11 protein-coding genes are annotated in these 14,365 nt (G+C 69.6%); 8 read left to right on the plus strand and 3 right to left on the minus strand.

Annotation, left to right across the window (positions count from 1 at the left end; all coding sequences use genetic code 11):
- The first annotated feature begins 9 nt into the window (after nt 1-9).
- On the plus strand, nt 10-915 hold the full coding sequence (locus tag U4Y91_RS18535; RefSeq protein ID WP_321806260.1) for a LysR family transcriptional regulator: 906 nt from the start codon (nt 10-12) through the stop codon (nt 913-915).
- A gap of 18 nt (nt 916-933) precedes the next feature.
- On the opposite strand, the gene U4Y91_RS18540 is transcribed toward U4Y91_RS18535, so the two are convergent.
- From U4Y91_RS18540 to U4Y91_RS18550, 3 genes are read right to left on the minus strand one after another with little or no spacing between them, the layout of a single operon-like run.
- A complete protein-coding gene (locus U4Y91_RS18540; protein WP_321806261.1) occupies nt 934-2,376 on the minus strand; it encodes an alginate export family protein in 1,443 nt (480 codons plus the stop codon).
- Nucleotides 2,377-2,390: 14 nt separating this feature from the next.
- Complete coding sequence (locus tag U4Y91_RS18545; RefSeq protein WP_321806262.1) at nt 2,391-3,332, minus strand: glyoxalase; 942 nt, start codon at nt 3,330-3,332, stop codon at nt 2,391-2,393.
- Between the two features lie 48 nt (nt 3,333-3,380).
- Nucleotides 3,381-4,112: a YoaK family protein gene (locus U4Y91_RS18550; protein ID WP_321806263.1), complete on the minus strand. Its 732-nt coding sequence runs from the start codon at nt 4,110-4,112 to the stop codon at nt 3,381-3,383.
- A gap of 351 nt (nt 4,113-4,463) precedes the next feature.
- Here U4Y91_RS18550 and U4Y91_RS18555 point away from each other — a divergent pair, with 351 nt between their 5' ends.
- From U4Y91_RS18555 to U4Y91_RS18585, 7 genes are all read left to right on the plus strand, one after another.
- Nucleotides 4,464-5,183, plus strand: a complete 720-nt coding sequence (locus tag U4Y91_RS18555) for a TetR/AcrR family transcriptional regulator (protein ID WP_321806264.1) — start codon at nt 4,464-4,466, stop codon at nt 5,181-5,183.
- 315 nt (nt 5,184-5,498) lie between these two features.
- A complete protein-coding gene (locus U4Y91_RS18560; protein ID WP_321806265.1) occupies nt 5,499-6,374 on the plus strand; it encodes an alpha/beta hydrolase in 876 nt (291 codons plus the stop codon).
- Nucleotides 6,375-6,411: 37 nt separating this feature from the next.
- On the plus strand, nt 6,412-7,554 hold the full coding sequence (locus tag U4Y91_RS18565) for an FAD binding domain-containing protein (RefSeq protein ID WP_321806266.1): 1,143 nt from the start codon (nt 6,412-6,414) through the stop codon (nt 7,552-7,554).
- Nucleotides 7,555-7,727: 173 nt separating this feature from the next.
- A complete protein-coding gene (locus U4Y91_RS18570) occupies nt 7,728-8,084 on the plus strand; it encodes a DUF4148 domain-containing protein (RefSeq protein ID WP_321806267.1) in 357 nt (118 codons plus the stop codon).
- 280 nt (nt 8,085-8,364) lie between these two features.
- Complete coding sequence (locus U4Y91_RS18575) at nt 8,365-9,609, plus strand: efflux RND transporter periplasmic adaptor subunit (protein WP_321806268.1); 1,245 nt, start codon at nt 8,365-8,367, stop codon at nt 9,607-9,609.
- Nucleotides 9,606-12,797, plus strand: coding sequence for a multidrug efflux RND transporter permease subunit (locus tag U4Y91_RS18580; protein ID WP_321806269.1), 3,192 nt, complete (start codon nt 9,606-9,608; stop codon nt 12,795-12,797). The genes U4Y91_RS18575 and U4Y91_RS18580 overlap by 4 nt, the downstream gene beginning before the upstream one ends.
- A complete protein-coding gene (locus U4Y91_RS18585) occupies nt 12,794-14,188 on the plus strand; it encodes an efflux transporter outer membrane subunit (protein WP_321806270.1) in 1,395 nt (464 codons plus the stop codon). Before U4Y91_RS18580 ends, U4Y91_RS18585 begins: the two co-directional genes overlap by 4 nt.
- Nucleotides 14,189-14,365: the final 177 nt, after the last annotated feature.

Here is a 14,365-nt window from a genome sequence, read left to right on the forward strand (position 1 = left end):
GTCAACGACATGGACAAATTCTCCGCGCTGCGCGCGTTCGTGGAAGTGGCGGAAGCCGGCGGCTTCTCGAGCGCGGGACGGCGTCTCGATCTCGCGGCCTCGTCGGTGGTGCGCGCGGTGGATGCGCTCGAGGCATCGCTCGGCACCGCGCTGCTGAACCGCACGACGCGCCAGGTCACGCTGTCGGATGCCGGCTCGGTCTACTACGCGCGCGCGAAGCGGCTGCTCGAGGAACTCGCGGAAGCCGACGCGCTCGTCGCCGATCGCGGCGACGAGCCGTCCGGGCCGCTGCGCGTGTCGGTGCCGGTCGCGTACGGCGTGCGCCGCATCGCGCCGCATGTCGCGGCCTTCCTCGCGCGCCGTCCGAAACTCGACCTCGACCTGCAGCTCACCGACGAACGCGTCGATCTCGTCGCCGGCCGGATCGACGTCGCGATCCGGCTCGGCGAAGCGGCGCCTTCCGCGGAGGTCGTCGCACGGCAGCTCGCGACGTTCCAGCGCTATGTCGTCGCGAGCCACGACTATCTCGACGCGCACGGCACGCCGGTAACGCCGGGCGAACTGGTCGATCACGCGTGCGTGCGCTTTCACTTCGGCGGCGACCAGCAGGCGTGGTCGTTCGCCGATGCGCACGGCACGACGCGGGTGCTGGTCGCCGGGCGCCTGAAATCGAACCACAGCGAAGTATTGCGCGAGGCCGTGCTCGACGGCGCCGGCATCGCGCTGCTGCCCGACTGGCTCGTCGATGCCGATGTCCAGTCGGGCCGCCTGCGCAGGCTGTTCGAAGCGTACGACGTCACACCCGATGCGGCGCGCTCGGTCGTGACCGCGCTGTACCTGCCGAATCAGCGCGGCTCGAAGCGCGTCACCGCGTTCATCGATTTCGTCGAGGCGCTGGCCCGCGCCCAGCCGTGAGCCGCGCGGCTTGCCGCGTTACCAGCCGAACTTCGCCTCCATGCCGACGTAGTCGGCATTGCGCGCGCCGAGCGCGCGAATCGAATCGGCGACCTGGAAATGCACGGCCTCGACCGCCAGCGCCACGTTCGCATTGACGAGCCAGTCGACGCGCGCCTGCGCATACATGCCCGTGCGCGCGCCGCCCTTGCCGGCCGTGCCGGGCACCGCCTGCATCCCCTGCCCGTAGATCGCGTCGGCGGTCGTCTGGCGCCACTGGAAACCGACCGCGGTCAGCACCGTCACGTTGCCGGCCGGCTTGAACGTCAGCGACGGCTTCACGTGAATCAGGTTGCTGTAGCCCGTGTAGCCGGCGAGCGTGAAGTAATAGCCGTTCGGGAACAGCGGATTGAACGTGCCCATGCGCCCGTCGCCGGGATGCTTGTCGCCCGACGCGCCGTCGACCTGGATGCCAATGCGCGGCGTGCCCGGCGCTTTCGCGAACGTGTAGCCGCCGAGCGCGCCGAACGCCCATGCGCCGATCGTGTCCTGGCCGATGTGGCCGGTCTGCAGCATCGCCTCGGCGTCCCAGTCGAACCCGGAAGACTTGCCCGCGTAGCGCATGTCGAACACGTCGCGCCGCTCGGTGCCGGCGCCGGCGAGATAGCGCGCGTTGTCGCGCGTATAGCGTGACCAGTAGGCCGACAGTTCGCCCGGCCCCACCGCGTTGTGCTCGATCCGCACGCCGTCGAATCTCAGGTGCCGGTTCGACACGTCGTCGAACACCGCGTCGTTGCGATATTGCACCGGACGCGTCACATAGCCGATCAGCCGCCAGTTGCCGATTTCGTAATCCGCCCACAGCGCGTCGAATGCCTGACGAACGTTCGGGCCGTCCCGCACCGACACGAACCGCTGCAGGTCGTACGCCATTTCCTGCCGGCCGATCCGCGCCTTGAACGTGCCGCCACCCAGCTGATCGACATACGCGACGAACGCCTGCTCGATGTCGAGCTGATCCTTGTCCACCGTGCCGACCGTGTCCTTGCCGAACGGCCGCGCATCGACGAACTGGACGAACGCCTGGAAATGCCCGGCATAGCGCAGATCCGCGTGCACCGTCGCGCGCTGGATCACGTAGTTGTCGTCGTGCGCGGCGCCGAGCCCGAACAGCGGCGCGTTGTTCAGCTCGAAACGCTCGCGCAGGTTCGCGCCGAGCGACAGGTAGGTCGACGGGTCGCCGCCGAGCGGGATGTACTTCAGCCCGTCGAGCGGCTTGCGCGGCACGCACGGATTCGCGAGCACCGACCAGTCTTCCTGCCAGCGGTTGAACAGCACCGCGGGCCGCTTCGCGGTGCACGTCGTGCCGGCGGCCGAGGCCGGCGCCGCGGTGTCCTCGGCAGCGTCCGCCGTCCCGGCGTACGTCGCGACGCCGCCCGCCAGCACGGCGGCCGGCAGCACGCCCCGCCACGCCCACCTCATCGCCCGCCGTCCCATCACTTCGACCGCGCGTGGATCTCGGCGACGTAGCCGCCCGGGAACTGCACGAGCGCCGCATCGCGCCCGTCCGACGAGAAGCTCGGCACCAGCACGGTCACGCCTGCGGCCTTGGCCTTCTCCAGCGTGGCGGCGAGGTCCGGCACTTCGTAGCCCGTCATTTCGCGCCCGAACGGATACGGCAGACGGCCGTCCGTGGCCAGCACCGTCATCTTGCCGAAGCCCGATTCGATGCGGATGCGGCGATACGTGTCGTTCGGCCGGCCGATCTCGATGCCCGGCGCCTTGCGCACGTCGGACACGACCTTGCCGCGCGAGAACGCGACGAAGTCGTGCACCAGCTTGCTCGCGCTTTCCGGCGACACGTACACGCGGTTTTCCGGCACCGTCTGCAGCGGGTCGTAGTGCGGCGCCTGGGTGTGCCAGTACAGCTGCATGTTCACGCCGCCCGGCCAGCGGATGATCGCGTCGCGGCCGATCGGATCGGGGAACGTGTCGACGACCACGTCCGCGCCGTGCGCGCGCGCCGATTTCATCGCGACGTCCATGTCGGTGACGAGATAGCCGGTGCGCTCCTCGCAGAACGGATACGGGATCGGCGTCTTGAAGCCGAACACCGAGATCGTGCCGACCGGCGTCAGCACGAGCTGCGACATCGTCTGGCTCGGCGTCGGCGTGACCTGGAACACGCCCTGCTGCGACTTCTTGCCGCCGAACGTCGCGACGAAGCTGTCGGTGAAGCGGTCGAAGTCTTCCGGCGCGACGCACACGTGCGTCGTATCGTATTGCGGGCCGACCGCGACGGCCGGCACCTGCGCGGACGAGGTCCCGAGCAGACGCGTCTCGTCCGCGTGGGCCGGCGCATTCGCCAGCAATGCGCCGAACATGGCCGTCGATGCGGCCATCATCCGCAATACCTGTCGCAACTTCAGTGCAATCATCGAAATCTCCTTGAAAGTGACAAGCGCGGCCGTACGCCGCGCGCGGATTCAGCGTGACGCCGGCCCGCCGTCGGGCCGGCCGGATCGGTAGGCCAGGAAGCACAAGGCCGCGAGCGGCAACGCCAGCGCCCAGAACGCGGCGGATACATAGGCTGCGGCCCCCGCGCCGGCCCCGAGCGCGAAGCCCGCGACCGGCGGCAGCGTGCGCCGCAGCCGCACGCGCGCGGCTTCGCGTTCGGCCGGCGCGGCGAGCGGCACGAGCCAGTCGAATGCATCGATCACCGCCTGCGTGACGTTGCCCGTCATCACCGTGTTGGCGACGACCGAGCGTGCCGTCAGCCGGCCGTGCGCGTTCTGGACGCCCATCGCCGCGGCGCCGAGCAGGCCGCACAGGATCGTGCGCGGCGCGTCGGCATCCGCGATCGGCGACGCCATCACGCCGGCCAGCATGAACCCGGCCAGCAGCACGGCCTGCAGTGCATACAGCGAACGCGCGCGCGGGCCGTGGCCGAGCGAACGCATCCGGTGGTCGAGCACGCGCGCGCCGACGATGCCGGCGATGAAGGCCGGGAATGCGAGCCACTTGATCACGAGCCCTTGCCCGACGCCGGCCAGCCCCGAGCCGATCAGGATGAAGTTGCCGGTGACGTGCGCGGTGAACAGGCCGAACAGCGCGACGAAGCCGAGCGTGTCGACGTAGCCGGCGATCGACGCGAGAAACACGTCCTCGCCGCGCACGTGGTCGGGCGCCGCGGCCGCGGTTACCGGCTGCGTCGGCATGACCCGGCCCCCTGGATGGCGACGGTTGCGCCGGCGCACGTGATGCCTGCGTCCGGCGAGATCTGATCACGCATGTTCCGCTCCGGTTGCGCCGCATGGCCCGGTGCGCCGACTGGCGTCCGGCCCATGCGGCGGTTCGAAGGCAAGACTAGTCAACGCGCGTCTTAATGTCATGGCGGCGCCGCTGAATTTTTCTGAAAATGCCGCTCGCGCGCCCGACGGGATGGCCGGGGCGGCGCGGCGCGGACCACCGCGCGCGTCACGTCGAAAGCCGCGCCGCGAACCGGATTCGCGCCCCCGAACGTGCTATTTTTCGATCGATAGCTTAAGCGCGCCATCAGGAGCCGATGCATGACCGAAAGAAAACGCAGCACGCCGGCCCGCGAGCGCGGGACGGACGCCGACGGCAACGCCGTCACGCCGGGCCGCCGGCTCGCGCCGGAAGCGCGCGAGCGGCAGATCGTCGAGAAGGCGATCGAGCACTTCGCGACGCACGGCTTTTCCGGCAGCACGCGCGAGCTTGCGCGGCAGATCGGCGTCACCCAGCCGCTCTTGTACCGGTACTTCCCGAGCAAGGAAGCGCTGATCGACCGCGTGTACGACGAGATCTACACGTGGAACTCCGACTGGGAAAAACTGATCGCGGATCGCACGGTCCCGCTGCAGGAACGGCTCGTCACGTTCTATCGCGCGTACGCGCAAACCATCCTGCGGCGCGAATGGATCCGCACCTTCATCTTCGCGGGGCTCAGCCGCGAGGGTTTCAACACGCGCTACCTGTCGCGGCTGCGCGAACGCGTGTTCCTGCCGGTGCTGCGCGAGCTGCGGCACGAATACGACATCGCGACGCCGGCGACCGAGGCGCAGCGCAACGCGGAAATCGAACTGGTCTGGAGCCTGCACGCGAGCATCTTCTATTTCGGCGTCCGCAAGTGGGTCTACGGCCTGCCGGTGCCCGACGATCTCGACACCGAAATCGCGCGGCTGGTCGACGCGTTTCTCCACGGCACCCCCGCGACGCTGAAGCAGCTCGCGTCCGGCGCGGGCGGCCGGCGCCGCCGGCGCGCGTAATCCGGCGCGGCGCTCGCCGACGGTCGAATCGAGATCCGGCATTCGCACGCGCGGGCGCGGGCGCGGGCGCCTGCGTCGGCACGCGGTGTGCGGTGTGCGGTGTGCGGTGTGCGGCACGCTTCACGCGATGCTCAAAGGACGCAGGCCACCGGGCCGCGACCTGATCGCCATGATGCGTAGAACGCCGGCCGCGCCGCGCGCCGCCAGACGATTTCAGAACAATTTATCCGGCGCGCCGATCGCTTCGCCTATCCTCGAACGGCATCTGCGCCCGCCTCCGGCTGCGCGCACACCGAACCGGACAGGGACCACCCCATGAGCCACGACGCGCCTTCGATCACGCATCACACCGTCACCGCGAACGGCATCCGCCAGCACTACATCGATGCCGGCAGCGGGCCGGTCGTCGTGCTGCTGCACGGCTTCCCGGAAACCAGCTTCGCGTGGCGCTTCCAGATCCCGGCGCTCGCGCGGCGCTACCGCGTGATCGCGCCCGACCTGCGCGGCTATGGCGAAACCGACAAGCCGGCCGCCGGCTACGACAAGCGCAACATGGCGCGTGACGTAGCCGGGCTGCTCGATGCGCTCGGCATCGGCCGCATCGCGCTCGTCGGCCACGATCGCGGCGCGCGTGTCGCGACGCGCTTCTCGAAGGACTTCCCCGAGCGCGTCGACCGGCTCGTCGTGATGGACAACGTGCCGACGCGCATCGTCGCGCAGAACATGACCGCGCAAACGGCGCGCGCGTACTGGTTCTTCCTGTTCCATCAGGTGCCCGACCTGCCCGAGGCGCTGATCGCCGGCAAGGAAGCTGAGTGGCTGAGCCACTTCTTCTCCGACTGGTGCTACAACCCGCACGCGATCTCCGGCGACGCGTTCGACACGTACGTGCGTGCGTACCGGCACCCGGGCGCCGTGCGCGGCGCGCTGGCCGACTATCGCGCGAACGCGGAGGACGTAAAGCAGGATCTCGTCGACGCCGACGTCCTGATCGCGTGCCCGACCATGGCCATCTGGGGCGAGGATTTCTACGCGGTCGGCAAGCTGTTCGACATGAAATCCGTGTGGGAGAGCATGGCGACGAACCTGCGCGCCGAGCCGATCGCGCGGTGCGGGCATCTGCCGCAGGAAGAACAGCCGGAGCGCGTGAACGCGTTGCTGCTCGACTTCCTCGAGCACTGGGAAGGTTGAACCGCCGCGTGCGGCGAATCATCGGGGGAAAGAAATCATGAGCGACGTTTCGGGCCCGTCGGCGATCGTCGTCGGCGGATCGGTGGGGGGACTGTTCACAGCCACCGCGCTGCGTGCGGCCGGATGGCGCGTCAAGGTCTTCGAGCAATCGCCGAACGATCTCGACAGCCGCGGCGGCGGCATCGTGCTGCAGCCGCCGATCGAGCGCGCGTTCGCGTTCGGCGGCGTGCCGGTGCCGCGCGATGCGGGCGTCGATTCGGGCGACCGGATCTACGTCGACGCGCACGACCGGATTGTGCAACGCTTGTCCATGCCGCAGACGCAGACCGCCTGGAACGTGATCTACACGGCGCTGAAGCGCGCGCTGCCCGCCGACGTCCTGCACGCCGGCGTCGCGTTCGACCGGTTCGAGCAGGACGGCGCGCGCGTGATCGCGCGTTTCTCGGACGGCCGCGTCGAGCAGGCCGACCTGCTGGTCGGTGCCGACGGCGGCCGCTCGGCCGTCCGCGCGCAGCTGCTGCCCGATGCGCGGCCCGCGTACGCGGGGTATGTCGCGTGGCGCGGGCTCGTCGACGAGCACCTGCTTCCCGACACGGTGCTGCAGCTGCTGCGTGACCGCTTCACGTTCCAGCAAGGCGACGCCCATCTGTTCCTGACCTATCTGGTGCCCGGCCGCGACGGCGCGATCGCGCCCGGCAAGCGGCGCGTGAATTGGGTCTGGTACCGGCGGCTCGCGCCGGATCGCCTGCCGTCGCTGTTTCTCGGGCAGGACGGCACGCAGCGCGACGGTTCGCTGCCGCCCGGCGCGATGCGCGACGACAACCGCGTCGAACTCGTGAATGCCGGCCGCCGGATGCTCGCACCGACGCTCGCCGCGCTCGTCGACGCGACACAGGCGCCGTTCGCACAGGCGATCCTCGATCTCGCGGTCGAGCGCATGGCGTTCGGCCGGGCCGTCCTGCTCGGCGACGCGGCCTGCCTCGTGCGGCCGCATACGGCCGCCGGTGTCGCGAAAGCGGCGGAGAACGCGGTCGGTCTTGCCGAGGCGCTGCGCGGCGGCGTGCCCGCCAACGCGTTCGACGCCGCGCTGTCACGCTGGGAAGCCGCGCAGCTCGCGGCCAATGCGTCGCTGTCCGCGCTCGGTATCTCGCTCGGCACGCGGATCATGGGGCGCGCGTGACCGGCCGGCCGCCGGGTGCGGGCCCGATCGTTTGCATCGACCGCCGATTCGTGATTCCGGATCAAGAATGATTTCACCGGCGGCCCGTTTTTCCGCGGCGTCAGGATACCTATATTGGCAGCACTCGCAACGACGACGACGTGGTTGCGATTCACTCGACCCGATAGGTACCCATGATGAAAACGCTCGTTTCTTCCACGCTTGCCGCACTGATCATCGCCACGCCGGCCGTTTCGTTCGCGCAGCAGCATGACCACCCGCTGACCCGCGCCGAAGTGAAGGCCGAAATGGCCCGCCTCGCGGCCGTCGGCTATACGCCGGCACTGGACCACAACCAGTATCCGGTCGCGATCCTCGCCGCCGAAAAGCGCGTGCGTGAAAACGCCGTCGCGCAAGCGGCAGCGAACGCAGCCCCGATCACCGCACCGGCCGCCGACACGACCGGCTACGGCAGCGCAGGCACCAGCACCAGCGCATCCGGCCGCGCACTGACGACCAACGGCCGCGACGCGATCTATCGCGGTCATTGAGCGGCATCGACGCGCGCGCGAGCACCTTGCCCGCCACGCGCCCCCGCTCGTCCGTCCCCTCCGCATCGCCGGCCCGAATCGCCTGAACAGGCGTTCGGGCCGCGCGTCGTCGCGCCGCTCCCCGCCTTACGCCCCTGCCCCGCGCATCGTCGCCGCACCGCGCGATTCGTGACTGCGCAGTACAAGTTCTTATGACGCCGCGTCCGTTTATCCATCGCGCGCCACGCACGATACTGCGCACCATCCGGCGCCGTGCGCGTCATTCGATACAGCGAAGAACATGAACAGCTACCCAGGATTGAAGCGCTTCGCGCGACCGGCCGTGCTGGCCGCCCTTCCGCTCGCCGCATTGCTCGCGTTGACGGGCTGCCGCTCGGACGACACCGCGCCGACCCCGAAGCCGAACGTGATCGTCAGCGCGCCCGTCGCGCGCAACGTGAACGACGTCGACGTCTACACGGGCCGCTTCGAAGCGGTCGACACGGTCGACGTGCGCCCGCGCGTGAGCGGCTATCTCGAACGCGTCGCGTTCCAGGACGGCGCGACCGTGAAGAAAGGCGACCTGCTGTTCGTCATCGATCCGCGCCCGTACCAGGCAGCGGTGACGGCCGCGCAAGGCACGCTCGAACGCGCGCAGTCGCAACTGAAGCTGAGCCGGCAGGATTTCGAGCGGGCCAGCGTCCTGATCAAGACCGACACCATCGCGCAGAGCCTGTACGACCAGCGCCGCCAGGCCGTGCAAAGCGCGCAGGCCGACGTGACGAGCGCCCAAGGCGCGCTCGAACGCGCGCGGCTCGACCTGTCGTTCACGCGCATCGTCGCGCCGATGTCGGGGCGCATCAGCCGCAAGCGCGTCAGCGAGGGCAACCTCGTGAAGGGCGGCGACAGCGAAGCCACGGTGCTGACGACGATCGTGTCGCAGGACCCGATCGACATCTACTTCGACGTCGACGAGGAAAGCTACCTGCGCTACACGCGCGAAGCCGCGCAACACGGCGGCAGCGCGTCGTCGCGACAGGTGGCGATCGCGCTGCCGGGCGACGTGAAGCCGTCGCTGTCGGGCACGATGGATTTCGTCGACAACCGCCTCGACAATTCGACCGGCACGCTGCGCCAGCGCGCGCGCGTCGCGAATCCGGATGGACGCCTGAGCCCCGGCCAGTTCGGCCGCGTGTCGCTGTCGAGCCGCGTCGCGCACGCGGCGCTGCTCGTGCCGGATTCGGCCGTCGCGACCGACGCGACGCGCCGCGTGCTGTATTTCGTCGACGCGAACGGCACTGTGTCGGTGCGCCCGGTGACCCCCGGCCGCCTGTTCGGCAACCTGCGCGAAATCGATGCGGGGCTGAAGGCCGGCGACCGCGTGATCGTCGACGGCTTCCAGCGCGTGCAGGCCGGCGACCAGGTCAACGCGGTGCCGCGCGCGATCGATGCGGCGCAGATGGTGAATGCGACAGATGCGCCGATTTCGGCAAAAGTTGCGAACGCAACTGCTTCGTCCAGCACCGCGACCGGGAGCGCGCAATGAACCTCGGCCGCCTGTCCGTCCAGCAGCCGGTGCTCGCGATCGTCCTGTCGATCGTGCTGACCATCGCCGGCGCGCTGGCCTATTTCTCGCTCGCGGTGTCCGAGTACCCGGACATCGCGCCGCCGACCGTCGTGATCCAGGCGAGCTACCCGGGTGCGTCCGCGGAAACCGTGTCGCAAACGGTGTCGACGCCGATCGAACTCGAAGTAAACGGTGTCGAGGACATGCTGTACATGTACAGCCAGGCGACCTCCGACGGCAGCCTGAACATCACCGCGACGTTCAAGCCCGGCACCGACGTCGACAAGGCGCAGGTGCTGGTGCAGAACCGCGTCGCCCTCGCGACGCCGCGCCTGCCCGAGCCCGTGCAGCGCAGCGGCGTGTCGGTCCGCAAGTCGTCGCCGACGCAGCTCGGCACGATCTTCATCTACTCGCCGGACCAGCGCTACGATCCGCTGTACGTGTCGAACTACGCGATCCGCAACGTCGCCGACGTGCTGAAGCGGATCGACGGCGTCGGCGACATCAACCCGCTCGGCGCGCGCGAATACTCGATGCGCATCTGGCTCGACCCGGAACGCGTCGCGTCGTTCGGCCTGAGCCCGCACGACCTCATCGCCGCGGTGCGCGCGCAGAACACGCAGCTCGCGGGCGGCGTGGTCGCGCAAGCACCGATCACGAACCAGGCGTTCCAGCCGAACCTGATCTTCGAAGGGCGCCTGAAGCGGCCCGAGGATTTCAGCGACATCGTCGTCAAGCAGGGGCAGGACGGGCGTCTCGTGCGGCTGAAGGACGTCGCGCGCATCGAGGTCGGCGCGCTCGCGTACGCGACCGACAGCTACATGCTGCGCCACCCGACCATCGCGCTGCAGGTGCTGCAGCAGCCCGGCGCGAACGCGGTCGCGACGATGGACGCGGTCGAGAAGAAAATGACCGAGCTCGGCAAGGCGTTCCCGAAGGGCATCGTCTACAACATCGGCTACAACCCGACCGCGTTCATCGGCGACAGCATCCACGAACTCGTGAAGACCATCTACGAGGCCGTCGTGCTCGTGGTGTTCGTCGTGCTGCTGTTCCTGCAGGGCTGGCGGCCGTCGATCATCCCGATCCTGTCGATTCCGGTGTCGCTGGTCGGCACGTTCGCGGCGATGGCCGTGCTCGGCTACTCGATCAACAACCTGACGCTGTTCGGCCTCGTGCTCGCGGTGGGGATCGTCGTCGACAACGCGATCGTCGTGGTCGAGAACGTCGAGCGGCACCTGGCGGCCGGCGCCGCGCCGCGCGATGCGACGCTGCTGACGATGAAGGAAGTCGGCGGCGCGCTGTTCGCGATCACGCTGGTGCTGTGCGCGGTGTTCGTGCCGACCTCGTTCATTCCGGGCATCTCCGGCCAGTTCTTCCGCCAGTTCGGCGTGACGATCGCCGTGTCGACCGCGATCTCGTTCTTCACGTCGGTGACGCTCGCGCCCGCGCTGTCCGCGATGATGCTGAAGGCGCACGACCACGCGCACGATGCGCCGGCGTCGACGTCGCGCACGGCCGCGCTGCTCGCGCCGCTCACGCGCGCGGTGCAGTGTTTCGCGGATGCATTCAACCGCGTGTTCCAGCGCGTGTCCGACGCCTACGGCGCGCTGGTCAGGAAGCTCGTGCGGATCATCCCCGCGATGAGCGTGCTGTACGTCGTGCTGATCGCGGCGACCGGCTATCTGCTGGTATCGAGCCCGAAGGGCTTCATTCCCGCGCAGGATCGCGGCTACCTGGTCGTGCTGGTGCGCACGCCCGACGGCGCGACGCTCGAACGCACGAGCGCGGTCGCGCGCAAGATCGAGGACATCGCGCTGTCGGTGCCGGGCGTCGCGCGCGTGCCGGTGTTCTCCGGCGTCAACGCGGCCACCGGCACGAACTCGGCGAACAGCGCCGGCCTGTTCCCGGTGTTCAAGCCCTGGCCCGAACGCAAGGCGCAGGGCCTGACCATCGACACGATCGCGGCCGAGCTGCGCAAGCGCCTCGCGGGCATCACCGAAGCGTCGATCGTCGTCGCGATGCCGCCGCCGGTGCAGGGCCTCGGCAGCACGGGCGGCTTCGCGATGCGGCTCGAAGACCGCAACGGCCTCGGCACGGCCGCGCTCGCGAAGGCAACGCAGGATCTCGTCGAAGCCGCGAACCGCACGCCCGGCATGGTCGGCGTCTACACGCCCTACTCGGCGACGAGTCCGCAGGTTCACGTCGAACTCGATCGCGAGAAGGCGGAGATGCTCGGCGTGCCGAGCCAGGAGATCAACGATGCGGTCGAAACGTATTTCGGCTCGACCTACATCAACGACTTCAACATCGTCGGGCGCACCTATCGCGTCACCGCGCAGGCCGACCTGCCGTTCCGCGTGGCGGCATCCGACCTCGGGCGCCTGAAGGTGCGCAACCGCGACGGCGACATGGTGCCGATCGGCAGCGTCACGCGCATCGACGACACGCTCGGCGTCGATCGCGCACCGCGCTACAACCTGTATCCGGCCACCGAGATCAACGGCGATACCGCACCCGGGCTCGGTTCCGGCTTTGCGATCAAGACGATGGAGACGCTCGCGAAGCAGGTGCTGCCGCCGGGCATCTCGTTCGAATGGACCGACTTGTCGTACCAGCAGACCACGGCCGGCAACACGGGGCTGCTCGTGTTCCCGCTGTGCGTGCTGCTCGTCTATCTGGTGCTCGCCGCGCAGTACGGCAGCTGGAGCCTGCCGGTGTCGATCCTGCTGATCGTGCCGATGTGCCTGCTGGCCGCATCGCTCGGCGTGCGCGCGCTCGGCCAGGACGTGAACATCCTCACGCAGATCGGCTTCATCGTGCTGGTCGGGCTCGCCGCGAAGAACGCGATCCTGATCGTCGAGGTCGCGCGGCAGCTCGAGGCCGACGGCAGGGAGCTGGTCGACGCGGTGGTCGACGCGTGCGTGCAGCGGCTGCGCCCGATCGTGATGACGTCGCTCGCGTTCATTCTCGGCGTGCTGCCGCTCGTGATCTCCGAAGGCGCCGGCGCGGAAATGCGCCAGGCGGTCGGCGCGGCCGTGTTCTTCGGGATGATCGGCGTGACGTTCTTCGGGCTGCTGTTCACGCCTGTGTTCTATGTGCTGGTCCGCCGGCTCGCGACGCGCAGGTCCGGCGTCGCGGCGGCGGCCGCGGAGGTGGTGCAATGAAATTCATCCGACTCGTGGCCGCGCTGTCCGCGGCGGCCGTCCTGACCGCGTGCACGAGCGCGCCGGTCGCCACCGTCGCCCCGCCACCGCTCGCCGCGACCTACGCGAACGCGGAGCTCGCCGCCGGCGGCCCCGCCGCCGCGACCGACGCGTGGTGGCACGGCTTTCACGATCCGATTCTCGACCGGCTGGTCGATCGCGCGCTCGCCAACAACCTCGACCTGAAGGCGGCGGTCGCGCGAATCGACGCGGCCCGCGCGGTACGGATCGGCGCCGCGTCGCAGTGGTTCCCGTCGCTCGACCTGAATGCGGATGCCGGCCGCCGGCGGTTGTCCGCGTCGCAGGCGTTCCCGACCGATACGTCGACGACCGGCAATGCGTTCGGCCTGAATGCGAGCGTGGCATGGGAAATCGACATCTTCGGGCGCATCCGCCAGGGCGTGTCGGCCGCGGACGCCGACATCGCGTCCGCGCAGAACGACGCGGCCGCCGTGCGGATCGCGACGATCGACGAAGCCGTGCGCACCTACGTGACGGTGCGCGGGCTCGAGCAGCGGCTCGCGCTGGTGGAGCAGAACGCAGAAAGTCAGCGCGGCACCGAGGCATCGACGCGGCGCCTGTTCGACGCGGGCGTCGTGCCGATCGCCGACGTCGATCGCGCCGCCGCGCAGGCGGAAACCACGCTCGCCGAGTTGCCCGCGCTGCAGTTGCAGCGGCAGGCCGCGATTCACCGCTTGTCGATCATCACCGCGGCGACGCCGCAGGACGTCTATGCGCAACTCGATCCGCCCGCGCCGGGGCCGGTGTGGACGGCAGCGGCGCCGGGCATCGGCACGCCGGCCGACCTGCTGCGCCGCCGGCCCGACGTGCGCGCCGCCGAAGCGCGGGTCGTCGCCGCGTATGCGCGCATCGGCGTGGCCGAAGCCGATCTCAAGCCGCACCTGCAGCTGATCGGCGTGATCGGCGCGGCCGTCGACGGCTTCTCCGGCGCGACGCTCGCGCGTTCGCTCGCCTGGATGGCCGGCGCCGGCGCGAGCGCGCCGCTGTTCGACGGCGGACGGCGCCGCAGCATCGTCGCGTTGCGACGCGCGCAGGCCGATCAGGCCGTCGCCGCCTATCGCTCGACCGTGCTCGGCGCGGTCAGCGACGTCGAAACGTCGCTGGCGGCAACCGCCCGCGATCACAGCCGGACCGAGCGCCTCGAACGCGCGGCGTCGAATGCGCGCGATGCCTATACGCAGATCAACCGGTCGTGGCGCAGCGGCGAATCGGCGTTCATCGACACGCTGGAGGTGCAGCGCTCGCTGCTCGCGGCCGAGGATTCGCTCGCGCAGGCGCGCACCGACGAGATGCTCGCGCAGGTGAGGCTGATGACCGCGCTCGGGCAATAGTCGGGTTGGTGCGATGCGGCTGGTGCGGCGCATCGGTCGCGTCGGTCGCGTCGGTCGCGTCGGTCGCGTCGGTCGCATCGGTCGCATCGGTCGCGTCGGTCGCGTCGGTCGCCATGAAAAAAGGGCGACGTGCCCGATATCGATCGAACACGTCGCCCTTCGCACGAGACGAGCGGC

This window comes from Burkholderia sp. BCC1993 (assembly GCF_905339865.1).
Taxonomy (GTDB): Bacteria; Pseudomonadota; Gammaproteobacteria; order Burkholderiales; family Burkholderiaceae; genus Burkholderia.

Excerpts from the sequence above, each read along its gene's own strand:
- U4Y91_RS18550 (WP_321806263.1), bottom strand. The coding sequence starts at position 4,112 with ATGCCGACGCAGCCGGTAACCGCGGCCGCGGCGCCCGACCACGTGCGC.
- U4Y91_RS18540 (WP_321806261.1), bottom strand. The coding sequence starts at position 2,376 with ATGAGGTGGGCGTGGCGGGGCGTGCTGCCGGCCGCCGTGCTGGCGGGC.
- U4Y91_RS18565 (WP_321806266.1), top strand. The coding sequence starts at position 6,412 with ATGAGCGACGTTTCGGGCCCGTCGGCGATCGTCGTCGGCGGATCGGTG.
- U4Y91_RS18575 (WP_321806268.1), top strand. The coding sequence starts at position 8,365 with ATGAACAGCTACCCAGGATTGAAGCGCTTCGCGCGACCGGCCGTGCTG.
- U4Y91_RS18535 (WP_321806260.1), top strand. The coding sequence starts at position 10 with ATGGACAAATTCTCCGCGCTGCGCGCGTTCGTGGAAGTGGCGGAAGCC.
- U4Y91_RS18580 (WP_321806269.1), top strand. The coding sequence starts at position 9,606 with ATGAACCTCGGCCGCCTGTCCGTCCAGCAGCCGGTGCTCGCGATCGTC.
- U4Y91_RS18585 (WP_321806270.1), top strand. The coding sequence starts at position 12,794 with ATGAAATTCATCCGACTCGTGGCCGCGCTGTCCGCGGCGGCCGTCCTG.
- U4Y91_RS18560 (WP_321806265.1), top strand. The coding sequence starts at position 5,499 with ATGAGCCACGACGCGCCTTCGATCACGCATCACACCGTCACCGCGAAC.
- U4Y91_RS18555 (WP_321806264.1), top strand. The coding sequence starts at position 4,464 with ATGACCGAAAGAAAACGCAGCACGCCGGCCCGCGAGCGCGGGACGGAC.
- U4Y91_RS18545 (WP_321806262.1), bottom strand. The coding sequence starts at position 3,332 with ATGATTGCACTGAAGTTGCGACAGGTATTGCGGATGATGGCCGCATCG.
- U4Y91_RS18570 (WP_321806267.1), top strand. The coding sequence starts at position 7,728 with ATGATGAAAACGCTCGTTTCTTCCACGCTTGCCGCACTGATCATCGCC.